Annotated in this window: 11 protein-coding genes; 10 read left to right on the top strand and 1 reads right to left on the bottom strand. The window is 52.8% G+C overall.

The window, feature by feature from the left end:
• Nucleotide 1: 1 nt before the first annotated feature.
• Both secF and HMPREF2756_RS09080 read left to right on the top strand, forming a co-directional pair.
• Complete coding sequence (gene secF / locus HMPREF2756_RS09085; RefSeq protein WP_070620479.1) at nucleotides 2-1,099, top strand: protein translocase subunit SecF; 1,098 nt, start codon at nucleotides 2-4, stop codon at nucleotides 1,097-1,099.
• Between the two features lie 252 nt (nucleotides 1,100-1,351).
• Nucleotides 1,352-3,757 (top strand): RelA/SpoT family protein, encoded by a 2,406-nt coding sequence (locus HMPREF2756_RS09080; protein ID WP_070620476.1) that lies wholly within the window; start codon nucleotides 1,352-1,354, stop codon nucleotides 3,755-3,757.
• A gap of 150 nt (nucleotides 3,758-3,907) precedes the next feature.
• Here the strand turns inward: HMPREF2756_RS09080 and HMPREF2756_RS09075 are convergent, their stop codons facing one another.
• Nucleotides 3,908-5,179, bottom strand: coding sequence for a DUF349 domain-containing protein (locus HMPREF2756_RS09075; RefSeq protein ID WP_246825909.1), 1,272 nt, complete (start codon nucleotides 5,177-5,179; stop codon nucleotides 3,908-3,910).
• Between the two features lie 282 nt (nucleotides 5,180-5,461).
• On the opposite strand from HMPREF2756_RS09075, the gene hisS reads away from it, so the two are divergent.
• The 8 genes from hisS to HMPREF2756_RS09035 all read left to right on the top strand — a co-directional run bounded on the left by hisS (nucleotide 5,462) and on the right by HMPREF2756_RS09035 (nucleotide 13,838).
• Nucleotides 5,462-6,829: a histidine--tRNA ligase gene (hisS, locus tag HMPREF2756_RS09070; RefSeq protein ID WP_070620470.1), complete on the top strand. Its 1,368-nt coding sequence runs from the start codon at nucleotides 5,462-5,464 to the stop codon at nucleotides 6,827-6,829.
• Between the two features lie 142 nt (nucleotides 6,830-6,971).
• Nucleotides 6,972-8,750, top strand: a complete 1,779-nt coding sequence (gene aspS / locus HMPREF2756_RS09065; RefSeq protein WP_070620467.1) for an aspartate--tRNA ligase — start codon at nucleotides 6,972-6,974, stop codon at nucleotides 8,748-8,750.
• A gap of 166 nt (nucleotides 8,751-8,916) precedes the next feature.
• Nucleotides 8,917-9,432 (top strand): P-loop NTPase family protein, encoded by a 516-nt coding sequence (locus tag HMPREF2756_RS09060; protein WP_246825908.1) that lies wholly within the window; start codon nucleotides 8,917-8,919, stop codon nucleotides 9,430-9,432.
• Nucleotides 9,433-9,466: 34 nt separating this feature from the next.
• Entirely contained in the window at nucleotides 9,467-9,901 is a 435-nt protein-coding gene (gene dtd / locus HMPREF2756_RS09055; RefSeq protein ID WP_004004743.1) for a D-aminoacyl-tRNA deacylase, read from the top strand.
• Nucleotides 9,902-9,932: 31 nt separating this feature from the next.
• The gene (locus tag HMPREF2756_RS09050) at nucleotides 9,933-11,378 is read left to right on the top strand and encodes a replication-associated recombination protein A (protein ID WP_070620460.1); all 1,446 of its coding nucleotides are present in this window, start codon (nucleotides 9,933-9,935) and stop codon (nucleotides 11,376-11,378) included.
• A gap of 484 nt (nucleotides 11,379-11,862) precedes the next feature.
• Complete coding sequence (rpsD, locus tag HMPREF2756_RS09045; RefSeq protein ID WP_004004741.1) at nucleotides 11,863-12,495, top strand: 30S ribosomal protein S4; 633 nt, start codon at nucleotides 11,863-11,865, stop codon at nucleotides 12,493-12,495.
• A 467-nt stretch (nucleotides 12,496-12,962) separates the two neighbouring features.
• Complete coding sequence (locus HMPREF2756_RS09040; protein WP_004004740.1) at nucleotides 12,963-13,358, top strand: DUF948 domain-containing protein; 396 nt, start codon at nucleotides 12,963-12,965, stop codon at nucleotides 13,356-13,358.
• Entirely contained in the window at nucleotides 13,359-13,838 is a 480-nt protein-coding gene (locus tag HMPREF2756_RS09035; RefSeq protein ID WP_070620457.1) for a peptide chain release factor 4, read from the top strand. It abuts the gene before it with no gap.
• The last annotated feature ends 11 nt before the right edge of the window (nucleotides 13,839-13,849 follow it).

Raw genomic sequence — 13,849 nt, 5'->3', positions numbered from 1 at the left:
CATGGCTGCTGAAGTTAAGCCTAATGTTTTTGCGCGCTTCGGTAATGACTTGCACTCGGGTGCTCGGTCTTATCCTTTCATCGGCAAGCGCCGCCTCTGGCTATTACTTGCGGTTCTGCTGATGGCGGTATCTGTTGCCATACCACTTGTAAGCGGTGGATTTAACCTGGGTATTGATTTCCGTGGCGGCTCGGAATTTGTGGTATCTCGAACCACCCACACTGAGGTATCTGAGGGCGAAAACGCCGTGAAAGAGCATGCACCCTCGGCATCGGATGTGCGTGTTACAAATATCGCCCCCGGAACTATCCGTGCTCAAATGAGCAAGCTCTCTGATAATGAAACCCTCAGTGTTAAGAAAGCTCTGCAAGATGCTTATGGCGTGAGCGAGAACGACGTAACCTCTTCTTACGTTGGTCCTACCTGGGGCGAAGATGTAACTCGCCAGGCATTCTTCGGGTTGATCGTGTTCGTGATCCTTGCCCTGATCGGCATGGCGTTCTATTTCCGCACGTGGAAGATGTCGCTGGCCTCTATAGCCGGGTTGCTTTTTACCGTAGTTGTTACGGTAGGAATTTACGCGGCTCTCGGATTCGAGATTACCCCGAGTGCGATCATCGGTTTCTTGACGATTTTGAGCTACTCACTGTACGACTCGGTGGTGGTTTTCGATAAAATCCGTGAGAACACCGAGGATGCTTTCTCCCGTAAAGACAGGACATTTGCGGAAGACATTAACCTTGCGGTGAACCAGACGTTGGTACGTTCAATTAACACCGCTATTGTTGGTGTTCTTCCGGTGGGTTCGATCCTCTTTATCGGCGCGTTTATGCTGGGCGCCGGTACTCTGCAAGATCTCTCACTGTCATTGTTCGTCGGTATTCTGGTCGGCATGGTCGGTACACTCTTCGTATCGGTGCCGCTTTATGGAACCCTACGTTTGGGCGAGCGGAAGATTCTTGCCCACACACGTAAGGTTGAGGAATACCGCGCAAGTGGTCAGGCAGAGGCGGATGCCGCATCTGAGGATGACGATGATAAACCGCGTAAACGCCGTAAACCGAGTTTTGAAGTCAACGTTATAAACGCAGACCAATAACTTGACTGGGGCATATAAGTGAATAATCATAGGGGGCGTTCTCACAAGAGCGCCCCCTATGGTTTATGTAACACCTACAATAAATCTTGAAAGTTTCACTGTATGAGTTTGCCGCATTTGCACAACAGTGAGTAGGATAAATAAACACATGAGAGTCTCACTCAAGATATCGTAATATCGCAGGTTTTATGGTGATGCGTGGGTCGACGATGATTCTCAATACGTGGAGGGCACGAGGAAGAAGGCAGAAAGATGAGCGCAGCAGGATCTCCCGTAATCCCCGATAACGAAGGCGGCATGCAGACGCAGGCGCCTAAGAAAATTGTGCGTGGCTCTCACCGTGTGATGGCGGCATCCGGACGTGTGCCTAACCGTTTGGTTTTTGGTCGCCGCATGCTTTCAACATCTGGGGGAGCCAACGAAAGCGCGTCCGTACGTTTCTCACCGCTTTTAGCGCCTGTTGTACGCGCCGTGCGGAAATATCACCCCGATGAAGATATTCAAGTTCTGCAGCGTGCCTTTGAAATAGCGAATAAATATCACGAAGGTCAAAAACGTAAAAGTGGCGATCCGTATATTACCCACCCCGTTGCCGTGACCGCGATTCTTGCTGAAATGGGCGCGACCGGTCCTGTCTTGGCAGCGGGGCTTCTGCATGACACAGTCGAAGACACCGAATACACCATGGAAGAGCTCACAGAGGAGTTCGGCGAAGAGGTTGCTTACCTTGTTGATGGTGTGACAAAGCTCGACAAAATGACCTATGGCGAGCACGCATCCATCGAGACTATTCGCAAACTCGTGCTATCGATGAGTAAAGATATTCGCGTGCTTCTTATCAAACTTGCCGATCGTCTGCACAATGCACGTACTTGGCGTTTTGTAGCTGCAGGGTCGGCGGCGCGGAAAGCTGAAGAAACTCTTAAAATTTATGCTCCGCTGGCCCATCGCCTGGGACTCAACACCATCAAGTGGGAGCTTGAGGACCTGTCATTTGCCGCGATGAGCCCCGAAATATATGCCGAAATCGTGCGCATGGTGGGGGAGCGGACCCCTAAACTTGAAAAATTTCTTGATGAATCACGCAGCACGATTACAGAGCGTTTAGACTCGGTGGGTCTTGAGGCTACGGTGACGGGTCGCCCGAAGCATTACTATTCCATCCATCAAAAAATGAAAACCAAAGGGCGTAGTTTTGACGAGATTAACGATATTCTCGCGGTGCGCATTATGGTCGAAACGGAAGAACAATGTTACACCGTTTTAGGGCATATACTTTCACTCTGGCCCGCCATGCCGGGGCGTTTCAAAGATTATATTAAGAATCCTAAAAATAACAATTATCAATCATTACATTTGACAGTTTATGGGCCGGGTAATTTACCGTTGGAAATTCAAATCCGCACCTATAAGATGCATGAGGAAGCGGAATACGGCGTTGCTGCACACTGGCGATATAAAGCGGCTTCGCGGGGCGAGAAAATAACCCAGCAGAAACACGAGCCGGGGGCGCATACCTCTGCCATGAATGTGGGGATTTTGCAGTCTATTGCCGAAATCTCTAATTCCAACCCTGAGTCAGATAAATTCTATGAGTCTTTGGCGGAAACTCTCGATACCGATGAGATCGTGGTGCTCACCCCCGACGGTGAAGCAATCGCTCTTCCCGCCGGTTCAACCCCTGTGGATTTCGCTTATGCTATTCACTCTGAAGTGGGGGATCGTACCGTTGGCGCTAAGGTGAATGGGCGTCTAGTGCCACTTCATACAGTACTGCCCACGGGTTCAACAGTCGAAATTACGACCACCAAAAATGAGGATGCTGGTCCCAGCGAGGACTGGCTCAAATTCGTGCGTTCATCACGAGCGCGAACAAAGATTCGTCAGCATTTCGCAAAAGAACGCCGTCTTGAGGCTCTGGATCGCGGGCGTGAAGCTCTCACTAAGAGCATGCGCAATAATGAGCTGCCGCTGCAGAAGATGATGAGCCCGGAGCTCATGACGCAGGTAGCTCAACAGCTGCACAAGAATGACGTTGCAACACTATACCGGGCAATTGGTGAGAACGAAATATCGCCAAAGCAGGTGATTAATTCTCTTGTCGAGCTCTATAACGGCGACCAGATTGAAGAATCTGAGGTTGAGGTTAGCGACTTTGATGAGACCCTGCTTAAGCAGACTCATCGTGCCGTCAGTGATAACGGCGTGGTCGTTCCAGGTGCCGAGGGCGTGCTGACGAAGATTGCACGATGCTGCACACCGGTTCCGCCCGATGACATTATTGGCATGGTGACTCGGTACAACGGTATTTCGGTACATAGGCGCGACTGCCCCAATATGCGTAATGCCGATGAGGAGCCCCGTATTACCACGGTGGAGTGGGCTTCCTCACCTGATGTCATGTACCGCGTGCAGATTCAGGTGGAGGGTCTGGACCGTAAGGGTCTGCTCAGCGACCTCATCCGAGCTATTTCAGAGGCTGGAGTAAGTATTCTGGATGCGCGCGTGCATACCTCTGAGGATCGTACTGTCATCGACCGGTTTGCGGTTGAGCTAGGGGACAGGTTTATGCTGGAGCATGTCTTGAACGTTGTGCGTAACGTTGCGGGCGTCTATAAGGCTTATCGTCTCACCGGTGCCAAACCAGCGGCTGCATAGTCTATACAGTAGGTGCATGAAAATCTGCGCAGGGTGTGTAAAGCGTGTAAGCAGGGCATAGCTAGGCAGATAAACACAAAAATTCCGGGGTCTCCCAGATAGGGAACACCCCGGAATTTTTGTACCTTCGTAAGAAAGGAGTAACAAGCTTTAGGCGTTGAAACCTTCAAGGGTTGCCGCCCAGGCGCGGCGCGCCTCCAAAGCCTCCTGCGCCTTGGCGATCTTCTTAGCATCGCCGGAAGCCTGTGCTGCCTGTAGCTCAGACTCAAGCTCGGCGAGCGAATCCTGGATCTGGGTGAGCAGCGAGTTTGCGCGGGCTGCCTTAGCGGGATCGTTCTTCTTCCATTTAGCGGCTTCTGTACCGTTGATTTCATCCTGAATCTTACGAAGCTCAGAATCTATACGGCGCAAATCTGCGCGCGGAACTCGACCGGCTGCATCCCAACGATCAAGGATCTTCTCAAAAGCCTTTTTAGCGGCAGAAATATCGGTTACCGGCAACAGGGCGCGAGCTTCAACTAGCAGAGCCTCTTTAACCTTGAGGTTCTCGGCATATGCTTCGTCCTGTTGTGCTTCGGCGGCGTTGCGGGCATCAAAGAAGACATCCTGAGCGGCGCGGAAACGCGCCCACAGTTTATCGTCCTCACGGCGAGAACCGCGTGGAACTTCCTTCCAAGCACGCATCAACTTGCCGTATTCACGTGAGGTCTCAGACCAATCGGTTGAAGAAGACAGCTGTTCAGCGCGAGCGATCAACTCTTCCTTCGCGCGTTTGATGCGGGCGTTACGGTCGTCAAGCTGCGAAAAATGCGCCCGACGGTTGCGGTCGAAGGTGGTGCGGGCGGCGCGGAACCGTTTCCACAGCTCGTCCTCAACTGATTTTGCCAAATGAATTTCACGCTGTGCTTGTTTCCACGCATCGAAGAGCTCATTCATACGGGCGTGAGAATTCTTCCAGTGGATTTTCTCAACATCCTGAGCCGCAATCTGCTCAGCCTCAGCAACGATCTCTTCGCGCGCCGCCAGAGCACGTTCACGGTTCTCGGCACGTTCCTGCTGCTGAGCCTCGCCCAGCTTAATAATGCGTTCGTTCAATGCGGACAGGCGCTCCTGCAAGCTTGCGTAATCGCCCACCATATTGCGCACACCAATTTGCGCACCGATGGAGGAGATACCTTTTTGCAGATCTGCCGCTGGGGAATTATTCTCAACACGCGATTCGAGCAGAGAGACCTGTGCCTCAACGTTCTCGAACTTGCGGGCGAAATATGCCAGGGCTTCTTCTTCGGATGCACCGGGCAACTGCCCTACGGCGTACTCTTCACCCTCAACAATCACAAAAACATGACCGTCATCGGATACACGACCAAACTTACGTGCCTGCTCAAGGTTTACCTGGGTGTCGTCGGATTTAATAGTCACCGCTATAACTCTCATTCACTAGGGGCATGAAAAACCAATCGGAAGAATAGGCTCTATGTCATGCCGGGAAAACGTCTCATGGCTATAGGTCGAAACATATAGCGCATCTATACAGCATAGCGGGTGTATACAGTTTATACATCCTATAGCGGCATGTGACGCGCCAGAATAGGCGCGAAGTTTTGCGGTTCGCTGTGGGCGCATCCTTGCTATGATTAAAAGGCTGTGCGCGTCACATAATATGGCGCACATCTGATACCACGATTTCAAGGAGAGAAGCATATGGCTCGTAAGGCATCGCTGTCTGGTTTTCCGGAGTATTTACCGGCTGAACGACTTGTTGAGAACCATGTTCTTGACACTCTGCGTAAGACCTTCGAGCTTCACGGTTTTTCTTCGATTGAGACCCGTTCGGTTGAGACTATTGAGCAGCTTCTTCGCAAGGGTGATATTGATAAGGAAGTTTACTCGGTCTCTCGCCTGCTGGATGATAACGCCACTAAAGCTAAAGAAAAACTTGCTCTGCATTTCGATCTGACCGTGCCTTTCGCGCGGTACGTCGTTGAAAACGCCGGGTATCTGAATTTTCCATTCTCTCGCTACCAGATTCAGAAAGTTTGGCGCGGCGAGCGCCCACAAGAAGGGCGTGCACGTGAGTTTACCCAGGCTGATATTGATGTCGTGGGTGATGGTGAACTGCCTTTCCGCTACGATGTAACCCTCGCTCTCGTTGTCGTGGATGCACTCTCAAAACTTCCTATTCCCGATTTCAAACTTCGGGTGAACAACCGCAAGCTTGCTGAGGGTTTTTATCTTGGGCTGGGACTTACCGATACAGCCGCGGTGCTGCGTTCCATTGACAAACTTGAAAAAATTGGCGCGGATGCGGTGGCGCAGGAACTTCAGCGTGAGGTTGGTGCCTCTGAAGAACAGGCTCAGGCAGCCCTAGAGCTTGCGCAGATTCGTACTGAGGATTCATCTTTTGTAGCTCAGGTTCGTGAACTCGCTGAACGGTACAAAGTTGAGCATGAACTTCTTGATCGGGGTGTTACCGAGCTTGCGGAAGTTATCGATGAGGCTGCCCGTCGCGCCCCCGGAAAAGTTCTCGCCGATCTCTCTATTGCACGCGGGCTGGATTATTACACCGGTACTGTCTACGAGACTGTGCTCGTGGGGCATGAATCGTTGGGGTCGATTTGCTCGGGCGGTCGGTACGAGTCGCTGGCCTCGAACGGGAAGAAAACCTATCCCGGAGTCGGGCTGTCAATTGGGGTAACCCGCCTGGTGGCGCGCATCCTCTCGCAGGGGTTTGCGCAGGCTACCCGTAAGGTTCCCTCTGCGGTATTTATCGCCCTCACTAATGATGAAGGCTGGTCTGCCGCTAACGATGTTGCTGATGCACTCCGGTCGCGTGGTATCGCCTGTGAAGTTTCGGCGGATGCAGCCAAATTCGGTAAGCAAATCAAATATGCTGAAAAACGCGGTATTCCCTTCGTATGGTTTATTTCGACGGGGGATAACGGCGAGCTGGCGCACGAGGTTAAGGATATCCGTTCGGGGGAACAAGTTACTGCGGACCCCGCGAGCTGGATGCCTCCAGAAGAAGACCTGAACGTGCGTGTAGTGCCTGCCGAGAGCATCAGCTCATAAAATATTGAGGGTGTCGCCACACTATAGTGCGTGGCGGCATTACAATGGGAAAATGCGCACGCAGTGTGCGTATCTTAAAAATCAAGCGCATGCACCCGGCTACTGTCTATAGTCGTGAGGTGCCTGCAATGAAAGGAATGCAGTGCTTCGCACCCATACCAATGGCGAGCTCACCGCCGCCAACATCGGAGAAACCGTAACCCTCACTGGCTGGGTAGCTCGTCGTCGTGACCACGGCGGCGTAGCTTTCGTCGATTTGCGTGATCGCGTGGGCGTTACCCAATGCGTGTTCCATAACGAAGATGATTTTGAACACCTGCGTAATGAGTACGTTCTGCGTGTAACCGGTCAGGTGACCAGGCGCCCCGAGGGAAATGAAAACCCGAATCTTGCAACCGGTGAAATTGAGGTTGAAGTTTCTGCGGTCGAGGTTCTCAATACTGCGGCACCGCTTCCATTCCAGATTGACGAGCATGTTGAGGTTGGTGAAGAGGCGCGTCTGCGCTACCGTTACCTCGATCTTCGCCGCCCCGAACCCGCTCGCATCATGCGCCTGCGTTCCGACGCTAACCGCGCGGCACGCAACCTGCTTGCTGATGACGGTTATCTAGAGGTTGAAACCCCCACTCTTACCCGATCAACACCCGAAGGTGCCCGTGACTTCCTGGTTCCTGCGCGTTTGGCACCTGGTTCTTGGTATGCGTTGCCGCAGTCACCTCAGCTGTTTAAACAGCTCCTGCAGGTGGGCGGCATTGAAAAGTACTACCAGATTGCTCGATGCTACCGTGATGAGGACTTCCGCGCGGACCGTCAGCCTGAGTTCACTCAGCTCGATATTGAGGCATCCTTCGTAGATCAGGACGATATTATTGACCTGGGCGAACGCATTGTCGAGGCTGTCTGGAACCTGATTGATGTGCAGATTCCCCGTCCTATTCGCCGTATGACCTATACCGAAGCGATGGAGAAATACGGTACCGACAAGCCAGATCTGCGTTTTGGTCTTGAGCTGACCGAACTTACCGATTACTTCGCCAACACCACTTTCCGTGTGTTTAAGGCTCCCTACGTGGGTGCCGTGGTGATGCCCGGCGGTGCTTCTCAGCCGCGCCGCACCCTGGACGCATGGCAGGAATGGGCAAAGCAGCGCGGTGCGAAGGGTCTGGCCTATGTACTCGTGCAGGAAGACGGCGAACTGACTGGTCCTGTTGCGAAGAATATCACCGATGAGGAACGTGCAGGTCTTACTGTAGCAACCGGCGCCAACCCCGGGGACTGCATCTTCTTCGCCGCCGGTGAAGCTAAACAGGCGCGTGCTCTGCTGGGCGCTGCCCGTGTTGAGATCGGTCACCGTACCGGCCTTATCAAGGACGGCGAGTGGTCGTTCCTGTGGGTTGTGGATGCGCCTCTCTTCGAGTCTGCCGCAGAGGCCACCGAGTCAGGAGATGTCGCGCTGGGGCACTCAGCATGGACTGCCGTGCACCACGCCTTCACGGCGCCAAAATCCGAGTTCTTGGATACCTTCGACAAGGACCCCGGTTCGGCGCTGGCATACGCCTACGATATTGTCTGCAATGGTAACGAGATCGGTGGCGGTTCTATCCGTATCCACCGCCGTGACGTGCAGGAACGTGTTTTTGCGGTCATGGGAATTGGCGAGGAAGAAGCACAGGAGAAGTTCGGCTTCTTGCTGGACGCCTTCAAGTACGGCGCGCCCCCGATGGGCGGTATCGCATTTGGATGGGATCGCATTGTCTCGCTTCTTGCGGGGGTAGATTCGATTCGCGAGGTTATTGCCTTCCCGAAGACCGGTAACGGCTATGACCCGCTGACTGCCGCACCCGCGCCGATTACGCCGCAGCAGCGCAAGGAAGCAGGCGTTGATTTCAAGCCGAAGAAGAAGGATGAAGACGAGAAGTAGTTCTTACTTGAAAATTCCTGCGTGTGAGCGCTGAGAGGAAAGCGGGCTGCATATACACCACGGTGTATATGCAGCCCGCTTTCGTCGTTTCGGCGCGCATTCGTGTATGGGTTAGCTATTCTGGAAAGAGTCCCCGTACGAAAGGCATGAACCTATGCGCATCCTCATGACAGGCGCCAGTGGCAGCGGCAAAACCACATTTGCCGGAAGACTTGGTGCGATTTTAGGCATACCGCATACCGAAATGGATTCTTTGCACTGGGGCGAGAACTGGACGCCCCGCCCCAGTTTTGAAGCAGATGTGGATGAGCTCGCGGCGCAGGATTCGTGGATTACAGAATGGCAGTATTCGCAGGTACGTGAGCGTCTTCTAGAGCGTGCTGATACCGTCATTTACCTGCATTATCCGAGATGGTTTGTTGAGCAGCGGGTTATTCGAAGAACCCTGCACCGAGCAGTGACTCGTGAAGAACTTTGGGCCGGAAATACTGAGCCGCCTCTGTGGAGCGTTTTTACCGACCCCGAAAATATGATTCGCTACACCTGGAGCAGCTACCCTAAATATGCGCCTCTGATGGCCGAAGCACGCAGAAATCACCCTGACAAACGATATATCGAATTCCGAACACCCCGTGAAGCAAAGAAATTTCTGCAAGCGGTACAGCTTCGCGGAAGTATCTGAACGTCTTATAAACATCGAAAGGCAGAGCATACCCATGCGAGTTATTTTGCAGCGTGTAAGCCGCGCATCCGTGCGTGTAGAGAATAAAATCGTTGGGGCGATTGAAGAAACCGGGTATCTTGCACTCGTCGGTATTACCCATGAGGACGGCGAGGCACAACTGGCGAAAATGGCGGATAAGACCGCTAACCTGCGCCTTTTTGATGGCGAAAAATCCGCGCTTGAGGTTGATGCGCCCGTTCTCGCCGTTAGTCAATTCACTCTCTATGGAGATGCAAAGAAAGGTAGGCGCCCGTCGTGGTCGAAAGCGGCTCCGGGCGCTGTTAGCGAGCCGATTTTTGAGGCTTTTGTCCAGAAGCTCCGCGCTATCGGGCTCCGTGTTGAAACAGGAGTTTTCGGCGCCGATATGCAGGTTGAACTCGTTAATGACGGACCGGTAACCCTCATTCTCGATAGCGAAACCCTCTAGATGCCGCGTGTACGCACGGTAGAGTTGAAACATGGCAGATTCGCTTTTTGACCTTGACCTTCCAGACGACGAAGATCGCGTAAAATTTGCGTCCGTACCGTCTTCACATACCGCATCCCAAGCGCCCTTGGCAGTGCGTATGCGCCCGCGTCATGTCGATGAAGTTTTTGGACAAGCCCATCTGCTGACCCCAGGGTCTCCGCTTCGTGTGCTTGCCGGTGCCGATAAGTCTGGACCAGCAGGACCTTCATCTGTTATTTTGTACGGCCCTCCCGGCACCGGGAAAACCACATTGGCGCATGTCATCGCACGTGCGCCGGGGCGTAAATTCGTCGAACTTTCCGCTATCACCGCCGGAGTTAAAGACGTTCGCGCCGTTATGGACCAAGCACTTTTAGACCGTGACATGTACGGCACCACAACAGTGCTTTTTCTTGACGAGATTCACCGGTTTACAAAGGCTCAACAAGATGCGCTGCTGCCCGGAGTCGAAAACCGCTGGGTTATTCTTGTGGCGGCAACGACGGAAAACCCCTCGTTCAGCGTGATTTCGCCTCTTCTTTCACGTTCACTTTTGCTCCGGGTGCATTCTTTGGAGCCAGCCGATATTGAGTCTTTAATTAACCGAGCGCTCGAAGACTCCCGCGGGTTCAACGGTGCTGCTGTGATTGATGAAGATGCTCGTGCCCACCTTGCCGCAGTCTCCGGTGGCGATGCACGCCGCTCGTTAACTTCTTTAGAAGCCGCCGCTGCCATAGCCTTCAGTGAGCATGAACAGGTCGAATCCCCGGACGAGAACGCGGAATCTGGGGGAGAGGTAAACCCTAGCGAACCCGTGCGCATTACTCTGGCACATGCCCAGGAAGCCGTTGACCGTGCTGCCGTTCGCTACGATAAAGGTGGCGATCAGCACTACGACGTGATTAGCGCCTTCATTAAATCTATACGCGGTTCCGATGCTGATGCCGCCGTCCACTATCTAGCGCGCATGCTCGAAGGCGGCGAAGACCCACGCTTTGTGGCGCGGCGCATTATGATTGCGGCGAGTGAAGATATCGGTCTTGCCGATCCGCAGGCGCTTCAAGTAGCGACCGCCGCCGCCCAGTCGGTGGCGTTGGTCGGCATGCCAGAGGCGCGTATTATTCTGTCGCAGGCGGTGATCTACTGTGCCTTAGCGCCCAAATCAAATGCGGCATACGTGGCTATTAATAAGGCAATAGCGGATGTACGATCTGGGCTTTCGGGGCAGGTTCCAGCTCATCTTCGAGACGCCCACTATGCGGCCGCCGCCAATTTGGGACACGGCGACGGATATATTTATGCGCACGATGAGCCGGGGCATGTAGCGGCTCAACAGTATTTGCCGGATACCTTGCGGGATAAGGTCTACTACGAGCCGACGCCATACGGATTTGAACGAACCCTGGCTGAACGGCGCGAGCGTATCCGAGAAATTCTGAATCGAGCCGATAGCTAACCGAACAGAAAAGCGGTATGCACCACCTCGGCCGTGGTGTATACCGCTAGAGTGAGATGTGATAGATAAACTCCGAATGCGCACCAGACTCTTATGAGCCCGGAAGTCGGTCGCACATCCGGTGTACTGCCTTATATTCTATGACATGGTAAAGATTCGGTAAAGGAACTTCTGTCATAAAGTTTTGAGGGAGTGTCATAATGTGTTCTTGCGCATGGTTGAGAACACAAAATTTGTGCGGTACTCAGCTAGATTCTGAATGCGAACCACGGTAGACTTGATGGGTCTGGCAGTCTCGTTATATCTACTATATAGCGCAGTATATTGTGTTTTGGTTTAGGAATAACGCTGACGTAGTGCTGGGGTACTCTGCCCCAAACTCTCCGCCCCACCACCCGGTGCGGGTAAACCGAGGAGGCCAGCTCCAAAAAGATAAGAGCCCTTAGCGTGAATACATGAGGGTTCTGCACTATGAAAGGTAATTGTGGCTAAAAATAACCGCACCCGCCGTACCGTGCGTCAGTCCCGTGCTTTGGGCATCGCACTGACCCCGAAGGCAGAAAAGTACCTTGAGCGCCGTCCTTATGGCCCCGGTCAGCATGGTCGTGCCCGCAAGAAGGCTGATTCTAACTACGCTACCCAGCTGAAGGAAAAGCAGCGTCTGCGCGCTCAGTACAACATTCGTGAGGCACAGATGCGCCGCGCATACCTTGAAGCAAAGCGTGTCGAGGGTCAGACCGGTAAGAACCTGGTTGAGCACCTTGAGACCCGTCTTGACGCTCTGGTTCTGCGTTCGGGCTTTGCTCGCACCATTGCACAGGCTCGTCAGATGGTTGTACACCGTCACATTATGGTTGACGGTGTGCGCGTGGATCGTCCTTCGTTCCGCGTCAAGCCCGGTCAGCTGATTCACGTTCACCCGAAGTCTGAGAAGACCACTCCTTTCCAGGTCGCAGCTGCGGGCGAGAACCAGGCAGTTCTGCCTGAGGTTCCGGCATACCTGAACGTCGAAATCGAGAAGCTGCACGCTAAGCTCGAACGCGCCCCCAAGCGCGAAGAGATCCCTGTGGTCTGCGATGAGCAGCTGGTTGTTGAGTACTACTCACGCCTAGCATAATCTCGAATTTTCGAGAAGGGTAACCCCTACCTACGGTTCGGTTGTAGGAGGGGTTATTTTTTTATTGCATAATGTCTTGTGTGCTATTACCGGTTTAATAGACGGTACAACATTTTATTGAAGGTGTTTACTTGCTTCGGAACCCAAAATTCAGGTCGGTGGTGTATGACTAACCTGAGGATTATTCCTTGATGTTGCATCTTATGCATGTCTTATAGAGTTTGATGAGGGTAATAAACGTGGAATCTGAACTGTAACGAGATGCCGCAGGAAGTGTAAATTTTTTATAAAACCCCTGGTAGAGCTGTATATTTTGACGACAAGCGGCGTTCAAAATGGGCATGCACAAGGTTTTTCATTTATGATGGAGTAAGCCGTGGGTACGGTTTTTCTGTGTGCTCGCTTCAAAACTTGTTTCTCGCGGGCGCTCACTGTGTTTTACTGGTTGATATAAGAAAGAGGTCGTGATGAGTGGTGGAGACATTGCAGGTCTGATAGCTGCCGGTGTTTTCGCAATTCTTGTGGCGTTACTTGCTTTACCTATTATTCGCCTGACTAAAGTTTTCGATGAACTTATCGTGACCATTCGTTCGCTCAACCAGAGCACATCACCTTTGATCGACGAAGTTACTAAAACAGTCGTTACCACGAATGAGCAGCTTGAGAAGGTAGACGGTATCACCTCTAACGTATCCGATGCTTCCGCGAACGTTTCTGCCCTGTCTTCTTTGGTGACCTCAACTGTGGGGCAGCCCCTTATTAAAGTTGCTTCGTTCTCATACGGTGTCCGTCAGGCATTCCGCGGTAAGAAGCCTGGTGACGATGATCGTGCAGCTGGTACTTCACAGGGAGGTGAACAGTAATTGGGTTTATTTCGGTCAGTTCTTCTTGTGGGAGCGGGCGCGGCGGTAGGCTATTTCGCGTCAAAACGTGCCAGCGCATCGCCCGAAAAGAAAACAGGCGCTCTTGTTCAGTACCAACAGGGTACACTCGCTCTTAACCCGGAGTCACAGGTGGGAAAGTTTTTCGATTCACCCGTTGGTAAGCCTCTTCAACCCTATGCGCTTAAAGCTGTCGAATTTGCTGCGCGTGTTCGTGAAGGCATGCATGAAAAAGAAGCTGAACTTCATGCTAAAGTTGAGCGACAGAAACAGGATATACGTCCTGGTTCTATAGATACCTGGGACCGTCAGATGAGTGAGCAAGAAATTGCTTCCACAAATCGGGCTGCTGCCGAGCGGGAACTGCTCGACGTGGAATCGCGGATTGCCGCTACAGAGGAGGAACTTCGCTCCGCCCGCATCCAACGTGACCGAGAGCTGGGTGAAGATTTCTTTAACTAGCCGGTACTGTA

The organism is Rothia sp. HMSC067H10, assembly GCF_001810635.1.
Taxonomy (GTDB): domain Bacteria; phylum Actinomycetota; class Actinomycetes; order Actinomycetales; family Micrococcaceae; genus Rothia; species Rothia dentocariosa.
The sequence above is the reverse complement of the archived record's forward strand: the minus strand, read 5'-3'. Positions and strand labels throughout refer to the sequence as shown.

Coding starts and splice junctions, on each gene's coding strand:
- hisS (WP_070620470.1), top strand. CDS start 5,462: ATGGCTCGTAAGGCATCGCTGTCTGGTTTTCCGGAGTATTTACCGGCT.
- HMPREF2756_RS09080 (WP_070620476.1), top strand. CDS start 1,352: ATGAGCGCAGCAGGATCTCCCGTAATCCCCGATAACGAAGGCGGCATG.
- dtd (WP_004004743.1), top strand. CDS start 9,467: ATGCGAGTTATTTTGCAGCGTGTAAGCCGCGCATCCGTGCGTGTAGAG.
- secF (WP_070620479.1), top strand. CDS start 2: ATGGCTGCTGAAGTTAAGCCTAATGTTTTTGCGCGCTTCGGTAATGAC.
- HMPREF2756_RS09050 (WP_070620460.1), top strand. CDS start 9,933: ATGGCAGATTCGCTTTTTGACCTTGACCTTCCAGACGACGAAGATCGC.
- HMPREF2756_RS09060 (WP_246825908.1), top strand. CDS start 8,917: ATGACAGGCGCCAGTGGCAGCGGCAAAACCACATTTGCCGGAAGACTT.
- HMPREF2756_RS09040 (WP_004004740.1), top strand. CDS start 12,963: ATGAGTGGTGGAGACATTGCAGGTCTGATAGCTGCCGGTGTTTTCGCA.